The organism is Paenibacillus sp. CF095 (assembly GCF_900101225.1).
Taxonomy (GTDB): domain Bacteria; phylum Bacillota; class Bacilli; order Paenibacillales; family Paenibacillaceae; genus Paenibacillus.
The window spans coordinates 25,227-43,118 of record NZ_FMZN01000010.1; the positions used below are offsets into that span (position 1 = coordinate 25,227).

The 17,892-nt window shown below is 48.0% G+C and carries 16 protein-coding genes; 15 read left to right on the top strand and 1 reads right to left on the bottom strand.

All coding sequences use genetic code 11. The features are described from left to right. The first annotated feature begins 19 nt into the window (after positions 1–19). On the top strand, positions 20–973 hold the full coding sequence (locus BLS69_RS30640; protein ID WP_017691370.1) for a ribose-phosphate diphosphokinase: 954 nt from the start codon (positions 20–22) through the stop codon (positions 971–973). A 300-nt stretch (positions 974–1,273) separates the two neighbouring features. Here BLS69_RS30640 and BLS69_RS30645 read toward each other — a convergent pair whose 3' ends face one another. Further along, positions 1,274–1,474, bottom strand: a complete 201-nt coding sequence (locus BLS69_RS30645) for a hypothetical protein (protein ID WP_024633712.1) — start codon at positions 1,472–1,474, stop codon at positions 1,274–1,276. A gap of 139 nt (positions 1,475–1,613) precedes the next feature. Here BLS69_RS30645 and pth point away from each other — a divergent pair, with 139 nt between their 5' ends. The 14 genes from pth to spoIIE all read left to right on the top strand — a co-directional run bounded on the left by pth (position 1,614) and on the right by spoIIE (position 17,816). Next, positions 1,614–2,174, top strand: coding sequence for an aminoacyl-tRNA hydrolase (gene pth / locus BLS69_RS30650; RefSeq protein WP_091039104.1), 561 nt, complete (start codon positions 1,614–1,616; stop codon positions 2,172–2,174). Between the two features lie 98 nt (positions 2,175–2,272). Beyond that, on the top strand, positions 2,273–2,503 hold the full coding sequence (locus BLS69_RS30655; protein ID WP_017691368.1) for an anti-sigma-F factor Fin: 231 nt from the start codon (positions 2,273–2,275) through the stop codon (positions 2,501–2,503). 272 nt (positions 2,504–2,775) lie between these two features. Then, complete coding sequence (gene mfd, locus BLS69_RS30660; RefSeq protein WP_091039106.1) at positions 2,776–6,303, top strand: transcription-repair coupling factor; 3,528 nt, start codon at positions 2,776–2,778, stop codon at positions 6,301–6,303. Then, the gene (locus tag BLS69_RS30665; RefSeq protein WP_091039108.1) at positions 6,287–7,435 is read left to right on the top strand and encodes a peptidylprolyl isomerase; all 1,149 of its coding nucleotides are present in this window, start codon (positions 6,287–6,289) and stop codon (positions 7,433–7,435) included. Before mfd ends, BLS69_RS30665 begins: the two co-directional genes overlap by 17 nt. 330 nt (positions 7,436–7,765) lie before the next feature. Next, positions 7,766–8,308 carry a stage V sporulation protein T gene (spoVT, locus tag BLS69_RS30670; RefSeq protein ID WP_036606123.1) on the top strand — a complete coding sequence of 181 codons (543 nt, stop codon included), beginning with the start codon at positions 7,766–7,768 and terminating at the stop codon, positions 8,306–8,308. A gap of 166 nt (positions 8,309–8,474) precedes the next feature. After that, a complete protein-coding gene (locus BLS69_RS30675; protein WP_091039110.1) occupies positions 8,475–10,232 on the top strand; it encodes a putative polysaccharide biosynthesis protein in 1,758 nt (585 codons plus the stop codon). Positions 10,233–10,382: 150 nt separating this feature from the next. Next, on the top strand, positions 10,383–11,876 hold the full coding sequence (mazG, locus tag BLS69_RS30680; protein ID WP_091039112.1) for a bifunctional methyltransferase/pyrophosphohydrolase YabN: 1,494 nt from the start codon (positions 10,383–10,385) through the stop codon (positions 11,874–11,876). Between the two features lie 308 nt (positions 11,877–12,184). Further along, positions 12,185–12,457 (top strand): HU family DNA-binding protein, encoded by a 273-nt coding sequence (locus BLS69_RS30685; RefSeq protein ID WP_017691362.1) that lies wholly within the window; start codon positions 12,185–12,187, stop codon positions 12,455–12,457. Further along, positions 12,457–12,735, top strand: coding sequence for an RNA-binding S4 domain-containing protein (locus BLS69_RS30690; protein WP_017691361.1), 279 nt, complete (start codon positions 12,457–12,459; stop codon positions 12,733–12,735). The genes BLS69_RS30685 and BLS69_RS30690 overlap by 1 nt, the downstream gene beginning before the upstream one ends. Positions 12,736–12,908: 173 nt before the next feature. Then, positions 12,909–13,193, top strand: a complete 285-nt coding sequence (gene yabP, locus BLS69_RS30695; RefSeq protein ID WP_036606119.1) for a sporulation protein YabP — start codon at positions 12,909–12,911, stop codon at positions 13,191–13,193. Continuing rightward, positions 13,190–13,759 carry a spore cortex biosynthesis protein YabQ gene (gene yabQ, locus BLS69_RS30700; RefSeq protein ID WP_091039114.1) on the top strand — a complete coding sequence of 190 codons (570 nt, stop codon included), beginning with the start codon at positions 13,190–13,192 and terminating at the stop codon, positions 13,757–13,759. Before yabP ends, yabQ begins: the two co-directional genes overlap by 4 nt. Positions 13,760–13,770: 11 nt before the next feature. Further along, positions 13,771–14,106, top strand: a complete 336-nt coding sequence (locus BLS69_RS30705) for an FtsB family cell division protein (RefSeq protein ID WP_017691358.1) — start codon at positions 13,771–13,773, stop codon at positions 14,104–14,106. A gap of 198 nt (positions 14,107–14,304) precedes the next feature. Continuing rightward, entirely contained in the window at positions 14,305–14,835 is a 531-nt protein-coding gene (locus BLS69_RS30710; protein WP_017691357.1) for a S1 domain-containing RNA-binding protein, read from the top strand. A gap of 473 nt (positions 14,836–15,308) precedes the next feature. Continuing rightward, positions 15,309–17,816, top strand: a complete 2,508-nt coding sequence (gene spoIIE, locus BLS69_RS30715) for a stage II sporulation protein E (protein WP_176873190.1) — start codon at positions 15,309–15,311, stop codon at positions 17,814–17,816. Positions 17,817–17,892 lie beyond the last annotated feature (76 nt).

The window sequence follows — 17,892 nt, forward strand, 5'->3', positions numbered from 1 at the left end:
CACGGAGGGTTTTTATTTTATGACTTATTTTGATTCGAAATTAAAAATATTTACTTGCAATTCTAACCCCAAGCTTGCCCATCAAATTGCTGATTATATCGGGATCCCTATGGGTGAATCTCATACAACCAGCTTTAGTGATGGCGAGATTCAAGTGAAACTCTCCGAGAGTGTTCGGGGTTGTCACGTTTATATCGTGCAGTCCACTTGCTTGCCGGTTAATGATAACCTGATGGAAATGCTCGTTATGATTGATGCACTCAAACGGGCATCTGCCAAGACGATTAACGTCGTTATTCCTTACTATGGCTATGCAAGACAGGATCGCAAGGCACGTTCACGTGACCCGATTACAGCGAAACTGGTTGCTAACCTTATTGAAAAAGCGGGTGCAACCCGTGTCATCGCGATGGACTTGCATGCAATGCAAATTCAGGGATTCTTCGACATTCCGGTTGACCATTTGCTCGGCGTGCCAATTCTGGCTCAATATTTCCGGTCGAAACAGATCGAAAATCCAGTTGTCGTGTCGCCTGACCACGGTGGCGTAGTGCGTGCACGTAAATTGGCTGATTTCCTGAATGCACCCCTGGCGATTATCGATAAACGTCGTCCTGAGCCAAATGTGAGCGAAGTGATGAACATTATCGGTAACATCGAGGGTAAAACAGCCATCCTGATCGATGACATTATTGACACGGCGGGAACGATTGTACTGGGAGCGAATGCTCTGATGGAAGGCGGCGTAAAAGAAGTATACGCGTGCTGTACTCACCCGGTATTGTCCGGACCTGCGATGGAACGTTTGGAGAATGCACCATTGAAGGAAGTTATCGTAACGGATACCATTCCAATTACGCATGCTAATCCGACAAGCAAACTCAAAGTGTTGTCTGTAGCGCCTTTGCTCGGAGAAGCGATTATCCGGGTTCATGAGGAATTGTCAATCAGCAAGCTGTTTGAAATTGAATAAGGATGTCTGCATAAAGTAGTAGAGGGGTTACGTTTTCCGGTTCAATGGAAAATGTAACCCCTGTCGGCGTGCCGTTTTTATTAATAGTGAAACAGACGCTGGTCAGTCCATATAATTTGAACTACTACTTTACACAATAACGGAGAGGGCAGAAAAGATCTGAAGAAGTGAAGCGTTCGCCTTTATCACCGGATTTTCCCTTTGAAAAGGGAATCAAAAAAATCTGGGGATAACAGCGATCGGAAGATGTTTCTGCACGCGCAGTGATCCAGTGTAAAATGGTTCGTTCATCTTATATGGTTAATACCCGGGGCGGGAGATAAATCGGAAACGACGCCGATGAAAAAGCGTGTCGGCAATTTCGACGAATTGATTATCGAAACGTGTGATTAGACCAATCTCAATATGGGTGTCGCGGTCGTATACCTGTACAGGTACGTGATATTCGAGATGATAGATAAAATCGCTATGTTGAGTCAGTTGTCCATTGTCTTCGCGCAAAACCCGCTCACCTTCCTGGGTCGATAAAATATGAACTGTAAATACTACAGTAAATCGATCTTTACTTTCCTGATATTATATGAAATATAAGATTCGAAGTCTATGCCTCACCTCAGGCTAATCCGAAGGAGGGAACAAGATGAAGTGGATTGTCGGACTTGGAAATCCAGGCTCGAACTATGCCAAAACCCGTCATAATATCGGTTTTATGGCACTGGATCGGTTGGCTGATCGTCATAATATCTCCATCACACAGAGTAAATGTAAGGCGCTGATTGGAGAAGGTAATATTGGCGGTGTGAAAACCGTACTGATCAAACCAATGACCTATATGAACTTGTCTGGTGAATCGGTTCGAGCATATATGGATTTTTATAAAGTTAGTCTTGAAGATCTGATTGTTGTGTACGACGACATGGATACAGAGATTGGCAAAGTCAGATTGCGTTACCAAGGTAGTGCAGGCGGACATAATGGGATCAAGTCCATTATTCAGCATACCGGTACACAGCAGTTTAACCGGGTACGCATGGGAATATCCCGGCCTGAACCAGGACATGCCATTGTTGATTATGTACTGTCGACATTCATGAAGAAAGAAAAGGAAGCCCTGGATCAGACCATTGAGCAAACATGTGATGCTCTGGAGCATAGCTTGACTCATACGTTTGAACAAACAATGGCGAAGTTTAACGGTTAATTTTGTAAGACATACTGGTAAAATGATCATAAAAGACGGGTTCGATTCAGCCATACTGGACATACTGGATGTATAAACCATGTTCAGGAGGCATAAACATGTCAGTGAATTACGTATGTAGGCATTGCCGTACCTTTATTGGACGAATCGATTCTGCCCGGATAACGGAAGTAGAGCTTGGCTTTCATTTCTTGACCCCCGACGAGCGGAGGGATATAATAGCGTATAATTCCGGTGGTGACATTACCGTTCGGATTACATGTGATTACTGTAAGGAAGCCCTGGAGCACAATCCGGAGCTTAGCCTGCTCGCGAGTCCGCTTCAGTAGACATCGCCCGTACAGGATCGAATGACAGTTGAGGGCGGTTGCGTAATAACGCTCCACCTTTTATAGCCTTGGCAGCCTGCTGAGGCTTCTTTTCAGTTGGCATGAAAGCCATGACTATCTCGAAATCAGGCTCAGCCGCATCAACAGATGTGGCAATGTTGCGAGTAATCCGATATGATGAAACAGGACAAAAAGGAATTTGTATCCATTTTAATAGTGATGCTACGCGTATGCGTGAGATAATCAAGTAAGTTATAAGAGAGGTGCCCCTTTTGTTACAAGCACTTATACAGGCTTTTTCCAAAGATCCGGACTTCGGGTCCATTACAGCCGGAATCAAGTCCGGCATGAAGGAACAATTGGTTTCGGGTCTATCCGGCTCGGCGCGTCAGATTATGCTGGCTGCTCTGCATCAGGAAATGAACCGACCATTGCTCGTAGTAACACATAATATGTTTTCAGCTCAAAAAATTGCAGAAGATTTACAGGAAGCGCTTTCACCTGATCAGGTGTTGATCTATCCTGCCAACGAGCTTGTCGCTGCTGAAGCTGCTGTTTCCAGCCCGGAAACATTGGGTCAGCGTATTGATGTGTTGGTCCGCTGCGCCCAGGGATTCAGGGGCGTTGTTGTTATTCCTTTTTCCGGGGTAAGACGTTATGTTCCGCTTCCGGAAGTGATGGCCAATGCTCGAATTTTGATTAAACAGGGCAACACACTTCAACTGGACTCCTTCCTGCTGGAGATGGTAAAGCTCGGATATGAGCGTGTGGAGCGCGTAGAATCTCGTGGTGAGATGAGTGTACGCGGAGGTATCATCGATTTCTATCCGGTTACTTCATCGATCGCATATCGAGTGGAGTTATTTGATGACGAAATCGATTCCATTCGGACATTTGACCCGGCCGATCAGCGTTCAATTGAACGGATTGAAGAGATTACGGTTTTGCCATGCAAGGAATTAATTGCAGATCGTGAGCGGATGGAAAAGGCTGCCGATGCGGCTGCTCTTTTGCTCGAACAACAGCTGGAGAAAATGACGGACCGGCAGGCGAAGCTACGTCTTCGTGAAGAAATTCACCGGGAGATTGAGCTTTTGCGGGAGCACGTGTATTTCTCCGAAATGTATAAATATATCTCTCCGCTCTATCCGGAAAATAAAACGATTTACGACTATATGCCAGAAGATACCCTGCTGGTCCTAGATGAACCTGCCAGACTATCGGAGACATCAAAACAGCTCGACCGTGATGAATCGGAGTGGAATCTGCATCTGATGCAAAACGGAAAAACACTCCCGGACCTTCCATTATCCGCAGACGGTGATGAACTGTTGTATGAGCGTCCATTCCAGACGCTGTTTATGTCGATCTTTTTGCGTCAGGTTCCACATACCCAACCACAGAACATTCTGAACTTCATCAGTCGTGGCATGCAGGATTTCCATGGACAGATGAATGTTCTGAAGGCAGAGATGGAGCGCTGGCAGAAGGCCGGAGTTCAAGTGCTCATGCTGGCGAACGGTGAGGAGCGACTCGAGCGGATGCGCCGGGTACTGATGGACTATGATATTCCAGAGCCAGAGATGATGATTGGTAACTTGCAAACGGGATTTGAAATGCCGTCCATTCATTTGGCTGTCGTGACCGAGGGCGAGATGTTCTCGCAAAAACAGCGTAAAGTACGCAAACCGATTCGGAATGTAGACAATGCTGAACGGATCAAATCCTATAGCGAGCTAAAAGTGGGCGATTATGTCGTTCACCAGAACCACGGGATTGGTAAGTACCTGGGAATTGGCACCCTCGAGGTTGGCGGTATTCATAAGGACTACATGCATATTCTCTATGCGGGTGGAGACAAACTGTCTGTACCTATTGAGCAGATCGATCTGATTCAGAAATATGTTGGTTCCGAAGAAAAAGAACCGAAAATATACAAGCTGGGCGGCAATGAGTGGACACGGGTTAAAAATAAAGTCCGCACATCCGTACAGGATATTGCTGATGATCTGATTAAGCTGTATGCAGAGCGTCAGACCTCCAAAGGGTTTGGATTCGACAAGGATTCTGCGGAGCAGCAAGAGTTTGAGGACATGTTCCCTTATGATGAGACACGTGATCAGGTGCGTGCGATCGAAGAAATCAAGAAGGACATGGAACAAAACCGTCCAATGGATCGTTTATTGTGTGGGGATGTTGGTTACGGCAAAACCGAGGTGGCTATTCGGGCTGCATTTAAAGCAGCTATTGAAGGCAAACAGGTGGCTGTACTCGTGCCAACAACCATTTTGGCACAGCAGCATTTTGAGACGTTCCGTGAGCGCTTCTCCGGTTATCCGTTCAACATTCATGTGCTTAGCCGGTTCCGCTCCCGTAAAGAGCAGAATGAAACAGCCAAAGGCATCAAGGCAGGCACAGTGGATATTGTCATCGGGACGCATCGATTGCTGTCGCAGGATCTGGTGTTCAAGGACCTGGGACTGCTCATTGTTGATGAAGAACAGCGCTTCGGTGTAACCCATAAGGAAAAACTGAAGAAGTTGAAAACCAATGTGGACGTGCTGACACTGACGGCAACGCCGATTCCACGTACGCTTCATATGTCCATGCTGGGTGTGCGTGATCTGTCCGTTATCGAGACTCCACCAGAGAACCGTTTCCCGGTGCAGACCTATGTGGTTGAACACAGCCAAGCGCTTGTTCGTGAAGCGATTGAGCGTGAGCTTGCCCGTGGTGGGCAAGTGTATTACCTCTACAACCGTGTTCAGGGAATTCAGGAGATGGCTGCCGAAATTTCTGAGCTTGTGCCTGAAGCCAAAGTTGGTGTGGGACATGGTCAGATGTCGGAAACAGAGCTGGAGAAAACGATTCTGGACTTTCTGGATGGTGAATATGACGTGCTTGTGAGCACAAGTATCATCGAGACCGGGGTAGATATTCCGAACGTAAATACACTTATCGTACATGATGCGGATAAAATGGGACTCTCCCAGCTGTATCAGCTGCGCGGACGTGTGGGTCGTTCCAACCGTATTGCGTATGCCTATTTTACGTACCAACGGGATAAAGTGCTTACTGAAGTTGCTGAGAAACGTCTGCAATCAATCAAAGAATTCACCGAACTGGGTTCAGGATTCAAAATCGCCATGCGTGACTTGTCGATTCGTGGTGCGGGAAATCTGCTAGGAGCGGAGCAGCATGGTTTCATCGCTTCCGTCGGGTTTGATCTGTATTCCCAGATGCTCGCGGAGGAGATCAACAAACGCAAAGTTACGATGCTTGGCGAGGAGCCGGTACCTTCCGACCAGTGGAACACAACGCTGGATCTCAGTATCGATGCCTACTTGCCGTCCGATTATATCTATGACAGTATTCAGAAGATTGAGATCTACAAAAAAGTGGCGGTCATTGCATCCTTCGACGATGCGATGGAGTTGGAAGACGAATTGGTTGACCGGTTCGGTGATCTTCCGGAAGCCGTCATTAACTTGCTGGCTGTTGCGCGGATGAAAGTATACGGCAAAATCTACGGTATTGAGTCCATTTCCCAACGTGGTGAAGACATTACCGTGAAGTTCTATGAAGGGCGTGAACATGCCTTTGAACTCTCGAAAATCGCGCACATTGGAAATCAGTTCGAAAGACGTGTACAATTTGAACAAGGACCCCATATGCTGATTCACGCTAAAGGCAAGGGGCTTGGGGATAAGCAACTGATGGAGCTGGTAGAGAAAATTCTGGAGTCCATGAAAACTGCTTTTAAATCAAAGGGGGAACTAAAGGATGTTACCAAAGTATAAAAAAGTAGGAAAAGTACTGTCTGTGAGCATGGTCGCAGTACTATCCTTATCACTGCTTGCTGCATGTGGCAAGAAGGAAGAGGCAAAAACACCGGAATCGACGGATACAAGTGCTGTAGTGGCTACGTATGATGGTGGTACTATTACAGCCAATGAATTCGACATGGAGCAACGTGTCATGAAATTCCTCTATCCGGAGTATGCACAAATGATGGATATGGACGATTTCAAAGAGTATCTGGTGAAACAGGAAGTTGCTTATGAATATCTGAGTGGCAAAGCAAGCGAAGATGCCAAAACAGCCGGTACAAAAGCGGCAACTGAGCAATTCGATAAAATGAAAGCTTCTGTTCAGGCAGATCAATGGACAGAAATGCTCAAAGCTCAGAACCTGACAGACGATAACATTAAAAACTACATGACTCGGATCATGACAGTAATCAAAGATAAAGAAACAGGCGTTACGGACGATGCAATCAAGGCTGAGTTTGAGAAAAACAAAGATCAGTTCACAACGGCTTCCGTTCGTCACGTGCTGATTAACTTCACAGATCCAAAAACGCAAAAAGAGCGTAAAAAAGAAGATGCACTTAAAATTGCAAAAGAAGTAAAAACCAAGTTGGATGGCGGAGCTGATTTTGCTGAAATTGCAAAAAAATATTCCGAAGATCCAGGTTCTGCTGAAAAGGGTGGACTGTATGAAAATACACCTGTAGGTAGCTGGGTAGAGGCATTTAAGGAAGCTGCAAAAACGTTGCCACTGAACAAAATCAGTGATCCAGTAGAGACAGAGTACGGTTACCACGTCATGAAAGTGGAAGCTCGTACAGAAGCTGACTTTGCCAAATTGACGGCTGAACAAAAAGAAAGTCTGAAGAGCCAATTGGCTGCAGCTGAAATCGATACGTTCATGCAAAATGAATTGGATAAAATCGTAAAAGAAGTTAAACTGCCAAAAACAGAAAAAGCTGAAGAAGGTACAACTGAAGGTACTACGGGTACAGGAACTGAAGGAGAGAAAACAACCGAACCAAAAACGGATGACTCCACAGGTACGGATACCAAGACTGACCAAGGTACGACTGGAACAGACAAAGATGCAACTACAGATGAAGGTACAAGCAGCAAGTAAGTTGGTAAAATTGCTGTGTTAGCATACGTTTAGGGTTAAATTCGCCCGAATGAATGCCTTGTACTACGTAAATATGGACAACCATACAGAGAAGCAAGGGGAGGACTTAGGACCTCCTTCTTGCTTCTTCTTTTATATATTCAAGTCGTATGGGTACATGGTCGCCTTCTTCGAAAGTTACACAACTATATTCTCCGAAGCATGTATAAGGAAATGGGAACAGATGAATACTATGGTCAAGATATCACACTAAACGTTCTGGGACTTTCCTCTACCCATTAAGGAACAGTAGTTGAAAAATCTTCTCGAGAAAGTGGGGCAACATGTGAAATGAAAGCTACTGGTATTGTCCGCCGTATAGATGACCTTGGTCGTGTGGTCATTCCAAAAGAAATCCGCCGTACGTTACGTATTCGTGAAGGTGATCCACTGGAAATTTTCGTGGATCGTGATGGAGAAGTTATCCTTAAAAAATATTCGCCAATTGGCGAACTTGGTGATTTTGCCAAAGAATATGCAGAATCCCTGTATGAGAGTACAGGACATGTAACGATGATTTCTGACCGGGATACCATTATCACGGTGGCAGGTGGTTCGAAAAAAGAGTATTTGGACAAGCAGGTTGGTCAACTGTTAGAGGGATGTATGGAAAACAGAAAGACCATTTTGGAAACAAACAATGGTTCTTATGAGCTTAGCAAAGATCATGACGAGACGTTATCCTCTTTTGTTATTGCGCCGATTATTTCAGGTGGTGACCCCATCGGAACGGTTATTCTGTTCAATAAGGATGAATCCGTGAAGATGTCTCAGATGGAAGTGAAAATGTCCGAGACAGCTGCTGGTTTCCTTGGCAAGCAAATGGAACAATAGACCGCAGATCAACTCCTGGTGCCCTGTCTTGGGCATACGGGAGTTTTTGCATTTTAAAGGACAACGAAGTTAATCCGGAAGATTGTGATGGGGGAGGGTTAGTCTGTGTGCCTTCAGGCAGTTATAATAGCAAGGTATGCTTAAAAGGATTACGCGGGAGGGACTTATGAAACAGCCGTCTACAGGCTCAAGGCTGCTACAGGGTGCATTTGTACTTGGGCTTGCTGCCATTATCTCTAAAATTATTGGTGCTTTTCAGAAGATTCCGCTGCAGAATCTGGGGGGAGACGGTGTATTTGGCATTTACAATACGGTGTATCCGTTATATATGCTCATTATCACGCTTGCTGCTGCAGGACTGCCTCTGGCCGTATCCAAATTCGTAGCAGAACAGAACGCACTCGGAAGACCAGACGAGAGCAGAAGAATTATTCGACTATCTTCCCTACTGCTCGGGGGAATTGGAATGATAATGGCGCTCTTGATGTATGCAGGTGCGCCGCTGATCGCTGACATGATTGGCAACCGCCATGTGGCTCCATCGATTCGTGCAGCTTCATGGGCTTTGTTGTTCGTTCCGGTGATGACAGGGCTGCGTGGATATTTTCAGGGATTACAGCAGATGGTTCCAACAGCGGTATCACAAGTGGTGGAGCAGACGATACGTGTCACCGTCATGATTGTTCTGCTTCTGTGGTTGATGAGACGGGACGCTTCGCTTGAGACTATTGCCGCTGGTGCCATGATGGGTTCCGTTGCCGGCGGAATGGTTGGGCTGCTTACCATGTTAGGGTACATGGTCCGTCATCGGCGGAAAGGCAAGGAAGAGCGAACCGGGCAATTGGATTCGGAATGGAGCAGTAAAGGCGGGGAGGTTGGATCAGAACGTCAGGAGCGTCAAGAGCATCGGGAGCATAGGCCGGTTACGCCACAGAAGAAAACGGTGAGTGCTGTTAACCCCGCTATGGCAGAACGATCACGATCCAATGGTGAATGGATCAAGATGCTGCTCATGTATGCCATTCCCGTTTGTCTCGGGTCACTGGCCGTACCACTGATGAATCTGGTGGATACCTTCACCGTGCCCCGATTGCTGCGTGGAGAAGGACTGGATGAGCTTCAGTCGATGGTTTCCTTCGGCATCTACAACCGTGGATTGCCGCTGGTTCAACTGGTGACGATGCTGGCCACGTCACTATCTGTGCTGTTTATTCCGGCGATGGCGGAAGCCCGGTTAAAGGGCGGGCCAGAAGCCGTCCGGCTGCAAGCAGGCCTCGCGCTGCGCTGGTTCTGGTTGATCGGCCTGGCGGCATCCGCGGGTCTCGCGGTGCTGGCGGAGCCGATTAACCGCATGCTGTACGGAGATGCCGCAGGCACCGAAGCACTGCGGTACATGGCGCTGACGGCTGCTGGCAGCACCGTCAGCATAATTGGGGCGGCGCTGCTGCAAGGCCTCGGCGCCGTGCGCGCACCCGCGTTCAGCATGCTGGCCGCCGCAGGCGTCAAGGCGCTGCTGAACGTCATGCTTGTGCCGGCGCTGGGCATCAGCGGCGCGGCCCTGGCAGGCGCAGTCGCCTACATGCTGGCGGCTGGCCTGAATGTGGCGCTGCTGGCGCGACTTGTCGCCCTGCGCCCTGCCCCTGGCGCCGTCCTGGCGAAGCCGGCGCTGGTGATTGCCGCCATGAGTCTGGCGGCGGTAGGCACGGCCTGGGCCGTCGAAGCGGTACTCGGCGGCATGGGTATCGCGGCCGACCGCCGGCTGGCCGCGATGGGCGTGAGCCTGCTGGGCATTGCCGCAGGCTCGGCCGTGTTCTTGCTGGCGGCGGCCCGGACAGGGCTACTGACCGCCGCGGAGCTGGCGGCTGTGCCCAAGGTGGGGCCTCGCCTTGCCAAGCTGCTGCGCAGACTGCGTGTGCTGCGCTAGCTTCATGCTCACGTTGCTTCTGCATCCAGCACCACTAATATGCAATTATAGGATATCGAATGATTCTGGTATAATACGTGTAATTAGTCCTGTTCAGGCACGATGAATCAGTGAGCTTGCAACAGGATAGTCCGGATGGAGGTTTACGTAATGAGTGCAGCTTTAACCGTAGTGGGTCTTGGATCTGGAGATGCAGACCAACTGACCGTAGGTATTATCAAAAAAATGAAACATGCAGCTACGCTGTATGTACGCACCCTGGATCATCCCGTATTGAATGATCTGAAGCAAGAGGGACTAGAGATGACATCATTTGATGGCATCTATGAGGCGAAGTCCTCCTTCCCCGAGGTGTATGATGAGATCGCGAATCAACTGATAGAGGCCGCTCGCAAGGGTGAGGCCGGAACGGAGATTGTGTATGCCGTACCCGGTCATCCCATGGTGGCAGAAGCAAGTGTACGCCTGCTCAAAGAACGTTGTCCGCAGATGGGTATCTCATTGCGTGTCATGGGCGGGGAGAGCTTCCTGGATGAAGCTTTTATACGACTTGGATTCGATCCAATCGAAGGGTTTCAACTCCTGGATGCCAGCAGCCTGAACACGGAACTGGTACAACCACAGTTACATACGTTGATCGGACAAGTCTACGATGTGTTCACTGCTTCGGATGTGAAGCTATGCCTGATGGAGGTTTACCCGGATGATTATCCGGTATTTGTTGGTCACGCGTTGGGTGTACAGGGCCAGGAGGTCATTCACAAGATTCCATTGCACGAACTGGACCGGATCGAAGGGTATGGCAATCTGTCACTAATCTATGTACCGAAGAACACCGATGATGCCTTGCGTCGTCGATCCTTTGCGCGTTTGCATGAGATCGTCAATATTCTTCGCAGTCCTGGCGGCTGTCCATGGGATCAGGAGCAGACGCATCAATCCATTCGCAAAAACCTGATTGAAGAGACCTATGAGGTCATTGAGACAATCGATGAGGATGACCCCGACCATATGAAAGAAGAGCTGGGTGATCTGCTGCTGCAGATTTTATTGCACTCCCAGATGGAAGAAGAAGTGGGCACATTTAATGTGTATGATGTCATCGAAGGTTTGAATGATAAGCTGATCTTCCGCCATCCACATGTGTTTGGCGATAATCAAGCAGAAGATGCGAATGAAGCTCTTCAGAACTGGGAACAGATGAAAGCAGAGGAGAAGAAGCGCAAAGGCCAGGATCAGGAGAAAGTTTCCGTGCTGGATGGTATACCGCGTGACTTGCCTGCATTGATGAAGGGATACAAGCTACAGAAGAAAGCAGCCAAGGTGGGCTTTGACTGGGATGATGTTGAAGGTGTGTTTGCCAAGATCGAGGAAGAATTGGCGGAGTTGAAAGAAGCGGTGCAACAAGGCCAGTCTGCGGAAGAACGGAAGCTTGAACTGGGGGATTTATTATTCGCAGCCGCGAACGTTGCAAGATTCATCGATACGGACCCGGAAGAGGCACTCGCTGCGACCAACCGGAAGTTCGTTGGGCGGTTCCAGTATATCGAGGAGCGTTTGCGTGAACTGGGAAGAACACCAGCAGATAGCAATGTAGAAGAGATGGAGCAATTCTGGCAGGATGCGAAGAAGGCAGGATTATAAAGGGTTCAATTTTCTGGGAAAAGCCAGATAACTTTATTCCATTCATGCTATGCAGTGTGTTATGATAATACGAACATGTGTTCATCTGTGTAAACTGGAGTTGGTGTTTAGCGACGAATGGTTTCGGGTACTGGTCTTAGACTGTTGCCTGCGGACCATCGACAAAAAGCTAAAAAAAGTCGCGGACCAAGGCAGGATTTCAGATACCAAGCCAGAATACATGTGTAGTGACCTAACGCGAATCAGCGGCAATCGATGTATTGTCAGGAATCGCAGATACTTTTTTTCAATTTGGGAGGCTTTTAAAAATGAACAAAACAGATCTGATTAACAACATTTCAACCAAAAGTGGTTTGACTAAAAAAGACGTTGAGTCCGTATTGAACGGCTTTTTGGGAGAAATTACAGATGCACTTGCCAGCGGAGACAAAGTACAATTGATCGGCTTTGGCACTTTTGAGACCCGCAAACGTTCCGGTCGTACCGGACGTAACCCACAAACAGGGAATGAGATCGTGATTCCTGAGTCCACTGTTCCTGCATTCAAAGCAGGCAACAAACTTAAAGAAGCCGTAAAATAATGCGTCTTGATAAATTCCTGAAGGTCTCCCGGCTAATCAAACGCCGTACTGTGGCCAAGGACGTCTCTGAACAGGGACGTGTTCTGGTGAACGGACGTGAAGCAAAGCCCAGCGCCGCTGTCAAAGTGGGCGATGAGCTGACGGTTCAGTTCGGTCAGAAACTGGTCACCGTGAGGGTGGAACGAATTGCTGAGAGTACCAAGAAGGATGAGGCGAGCAGCCTCTACACCTTGGTGAAGGAAGAGCCGATCGCCAAGGATAACGGGATGAACTGGTAACAGTACATCTGGTATTAAATATTCATTCAATGCAAGTTGAATCGAAACGTCCTCCTGTAACAGGGAAGGGCGTTTTTGTTTTTTACTGGATGGCGGGTTATTTGTTCAACAACGCTGGTTCTATTCCAACCTCCTCATCCATAAGCTAGGTGTAAGAAGGAGGGGTACATGCCATGGTTGAGCACGGTAAGGCCAAACAGCATCATCTGAGTATGCAGAATCGGAAACTGCTGGATCTGACGGGTGTCTCCAACGTGGAGAGCTTCGACAGTGAGGAATTTTTGCTGCAGACTGAACTTGGGCATCTGACCATCCGGGGGCACAATTTACATATCAAAAACCTGAGCCTGGAGGAAGGTCTGTTATCCATTGAAGGCACAGTCAGTTCGCTCCAATATCTGGACCCCGGTTCCCAGTCCAAAAATGGTAAAGGCCTGTTTGGCAAGATGTTCCGATGAGTCCGGATACTCAATGGATCACATTGATGTGGATGCTTACCTCGGGGGTCGTGATGGGAATGGCCTACGACAGTTACCGGGTACTGTCCGGACAGCTGCGGTTTCCGAGATGGAGTATACACACGCTCGATCTGTTGTACTGGGTTGCTTCCGCGCTGTTCGTTTTTCGGATGCTATACGCCGGAAACCACGGACAGTTGCGGTTTTATGTCTTTTTGGGGCTGATTATAGGGGTTTGCTTCTATTTTTGGCTTTTAAGTGTTACAACCCAGCGTTTTGTGGTAATGTTAATTAAACTCGCAAGAACGCTGATTCATTGGTGTGGACATATCCTTAACATCCTGATCGTTATGCCGGTTAAAGGAATTTATAAGTTAATTCGCGTATTATTCGGTTTTGTAATTGCGATACTATTATTCCTGGGCAGGCTGGTGCTGCAGTGTTTGGTACCTTTCGGCAAGTTGTTCCGCTGGATGTTTAGGCCGCTCCTGAAACATTGGGTAACGCCACGCTTCATGATCCGTGTGGGTACAAGAATTGCAGCGATGTGGAAACGCTGGTTTTAAGGAGGTCCGTAATGGGTAAAACACCTGTGGGCAGATCAAAGGCTCCAACTAACCAAGGAAAATCTGCCGGTGCAAAAAGGCGCCTCATGCTTTGGATGACGTTTATGATTGTATTTGTAATATGGGCAGGATATACATTCCTTGTGCAGACTGCACAAATTTCGGACAAGAGTTCTCATCTGGCCACTCAGCAAGCTTCAAAGGAAGATACGTTGAAGAAGCTGGAACAGTTGAAGTACGAAGTCAGCCGGTTGAATGACCCTGAATACATAGGACAGCTGGCACGGAAAAAAGGATATTATCTTCCTGAGGAAACGCCGATCCAGGTTGAAGAGTCAGGGAACTGATGGAATTCGGTCTATTACCGAGCTAGGTTTGTTATCCGTGTGTCTGAAGCCGTTAAACCGGAAAAAATAGGCTCTCTGATGGGGTAGTGTTCAGTTGACCTTGGTTTACGGCATAAGGTATAATTACATTAGCGCAGCATTGATTTTGGCATTCAAAAAATCGGGTTGTATATTTTTAAGGGAGGATCATTTTATTCTATGGCAATTGAAGTGGGCACCAAGTTAGAGGGCAAGGTGACAGGAATCACGCATTTTGGAGCATTTGTGGATCTGTCAGGAGGTGTCACGGGTCTCGTTCACATCTCGGAAATCGCCGACAATTACGTCAAAGATGTCAACGACCACCTGAAGCTGAATGACCTCGTTACAGTGAAGGTTATCAACGTTGACAAGGATGGCAAGATCGGACTTTCCATTAAGCAAGCTGTTGACAAACCGGTTGAGCAACAAACCCAATCTAGACCCCCGAGAGCTCCTAGACCGGAACGCAGTGGAGGAGATCGCGAACGATTCAGCGGCGGAGGCCCAAGTGGTGGCCAAGGTCGTGGTGGTGGCGGCGGTGGATTTAACCGTGGTGACCGCGGAGGCCGTTCTTTCAAGCCCGCAGCAGGCAAACCTTCATTTGAGGATAAAATGTCACGCTTCCTGAAAGATAGTGAAGAGCGGATCTCTTCGCTTAAGAAGAACACAGAAGGCAAACGCGGAGGCCGTGGAGCCAAGCGTGTGTAATCTGTCACAACCTGATCTAAACATATAAGTAAAACCGTTAGCCTATGGGCTAACGGTTTTTTTGCGTTTCTATCACAGATAAGTAGTTGAATAGCTTTTTTTGTAAGGTGAAGCTCCATATCCCCAGTTTTTCTGCACGGCAAAATGGAACCATAAGAACATTTGTCGTCTACCATTTTTTACCGACAGGTTTCCGTGGCATTCCACAGTTATCCTGCTCAAATGATGGCGAGACCAAACCATCTCCGGTTCAAAATCAGACATTCCGATTGTCGGAATCAAGTAGGAGAATGAATGAAACCACAATAAGGCCGGGGGTTTCGCTCCACCGCGCCAGGCTTGTTTCTTTTGTCGTAAACTTTTTGGACCCTGCCCACCTATTCTGACAAACTACGTCTTCTATTCTATCTATAATCAGAACCATCGAGAACGAAACACGAAAATTCAAATTAATCGAATGGGGTGCCTTGAGGATGATGGAAAAGTGGAATGTCATTCAATTTCCGGGAATGAAAGCAGGTAAAGGAAGTACGGAAGCTCGGGAGGAGCTGTCGGTACGTCTGAAACAATGGCTTGGCTCCCGCAAGGCTGTCCAAATGGTTGCTTCCCGCAAATGGGTACTGCTGCTCACGTTTATGGGGTTTTTGCTCGGAAAGGCAATGATCCTGAATGAGTTATCTCCCTTTGCCATTGCTTACTTCGCCGTAATTGCTTTCATGCGCAGGGATTACATCATTCCGGTAGGTGCTGCTCTACTCGCAGGTAGTCTCTTTGCACCGTTTCCGGTACCCCTTATTGTTGCATCGGAAATCGCCATCTTTTATCTGCTCTTCCGTGGACTGGAGTCATATGATCGTGCTGAATTATCTTATGCGCCAACGATGGTGTTTACCACTACATTTATGGTGAAATTATTCGCGGTTGTGATCGGGCCATCCTTCAGCTGGTACGCCATGCTGATGCTCACGATGGATTCCGTATTAAGTTTCGTGCTCACCCTTGTTTTTATACAAGCCATACCAATCTTCACTTACCGCAAAAAAAAGTTCAGCCTAAAGAACGAGGAGATCCTCTGCCTGATCATATTGCTCGCTTCCGTTATGACGGGAGCCGTAGGGTGGACCATTCAGTCCTTATCCGTCGAGCATATGCTCTCCCGTTATCTCATATTAATCTTTGCGCTGGTGGGCGGAGCCCCCCTCGGAGCCTCAGTTGGGGTCATTACCGGCTTGATTCTGAGTCTGGCTGACATGTCAGCGGTGTATCAGATGAGCCTGCTTGCTTTTGCCGGGATGCTGGCGGGTATGCTTCGAGAGGGCAAACGTGCGGCGGTTGCACTGGGCATGCTGCTGGGTTCGTCCATTCTATCCATATATCTGGGCGGACCGGGCGATGTTATGAACTCATTATGGGAGACGTGTGCAGCTATCGTACTGTTCATGTTGACACCTAAAAGCCTGATGACGGCCATATCCAAATATGTACCGGGTACGCAGGATCATACGAAATCCCAGCATGAGTATGCCAAACGAATACGGGATATCACGGCAGAACGGGTAACCCGGTTCTCGCAGGTATTCCGTCAATTGTCACGCAGCTTTGATCAGATGTCCGGTGCAGGGGAGCAGGTACAGAAAGAAGGTGGAATGGACCATTTCATGAATGCGGTTGCCGAGGGCACATGTGCCAGCTGCTTCAAGCGTACACAATGCTGGGATGCGAAGTTTATTCAAACCTACAAATATATGACGGACGTGATGAGTACGATTGAGGGAAACCCGGAGATCTCAGGCAAGCAGATTCCAGTGGACTGGAACAGGGTGTGTGCGAAACCGGAAGAGGTCCTTGAAGTCATGCGTGCCCAGTATGGACTGCATCAACATAACATGCAATGGAAGCGCCAAATTATCGATAGCCGGCAGCTGGTTGCAGAGCAATTGTCCGGTGTATCTCAGGTCATGGAGGACCTGGCCAAAGAAATTCAGCGGGAAAGTGAGGAGATGGTACAGCAGGAGGAGCAGATTCGGGACGCATTGGAGTCACTGGGCTTGTCCATTCACTCCATTGAGATCATCAATCTGGAAGCGGGCAACGTAGAGATTGAGATTGTACATGCATATACACGTGGATTCGATGAGTGCCGAAAAATGATAGCTCCGCTGATCTCGGATGTACTGGACGAGCATATTGCCGTCTTGCATGAGACCATGACCGATCCTCGTCAGGGACTGGCAACCGTCACGTTTGGTTCGGCCAAAACTTTCGAGGTGACCACGGGTGTTGCTGCCGCCGCAAAAGGGGGAGATGTGATGTCAGGCGACAGCTTCAGTACGGTTGAGTTAGGCAACGGCACATTCGCGGTGGCGCTCAGTGATGGAATGGGCAATGGAGAACGGGCACGGATGGAGAGCAGCGCGGCGCTGAACATATTGGAACAGTTGCTACAGTCCGGCATGGACGAGAAACTGGCGATCAAATCTGTGAACTCCGTTCTGATGCTGCGCTCCCCTGAAGAGATGTATGCCACAGTAGATATGGCGCTGATTGATGAATATACGGCAGAGACAACGTTTATGAAAATTGGCTCAACGCCAAGTTTTATCAAAAGAGGACAGGAGGTTATTCAGGTTTCAGCCAGCAATTTGCCAATCGGTATTATTAAGGATATTGAAGTGGATCTGGTGACGGTACAGCTTCAGCCGGGTGATATCCTCATTATGATGACAGATGGCATCTATGATGCACCGGGGTATGCTGTGAACAAAGAGTTATGGATGAAACGGCTCATTCAAGAGATTGATACAGATGACCCGCAAGATTTGGCCGATTGCCTGCTTGAAAGTGTCATAAGATATCAGCAGCATGAAATTTTGGATGATATGACCGTCGTTGTTGGAAAAGTAGAGCATTTCCGCCCTGAATGGGCCACACTGCGTGTGCCTGGCATTAACCGGATGGAGCGTCCACGGACCGTCAGCTAATTGCATATTCTTCTGTTTGAAGTCTCTTCATTCTGGCAATGCTAGTCATAGAGTTGGAGAGTAACGAATAACGGAG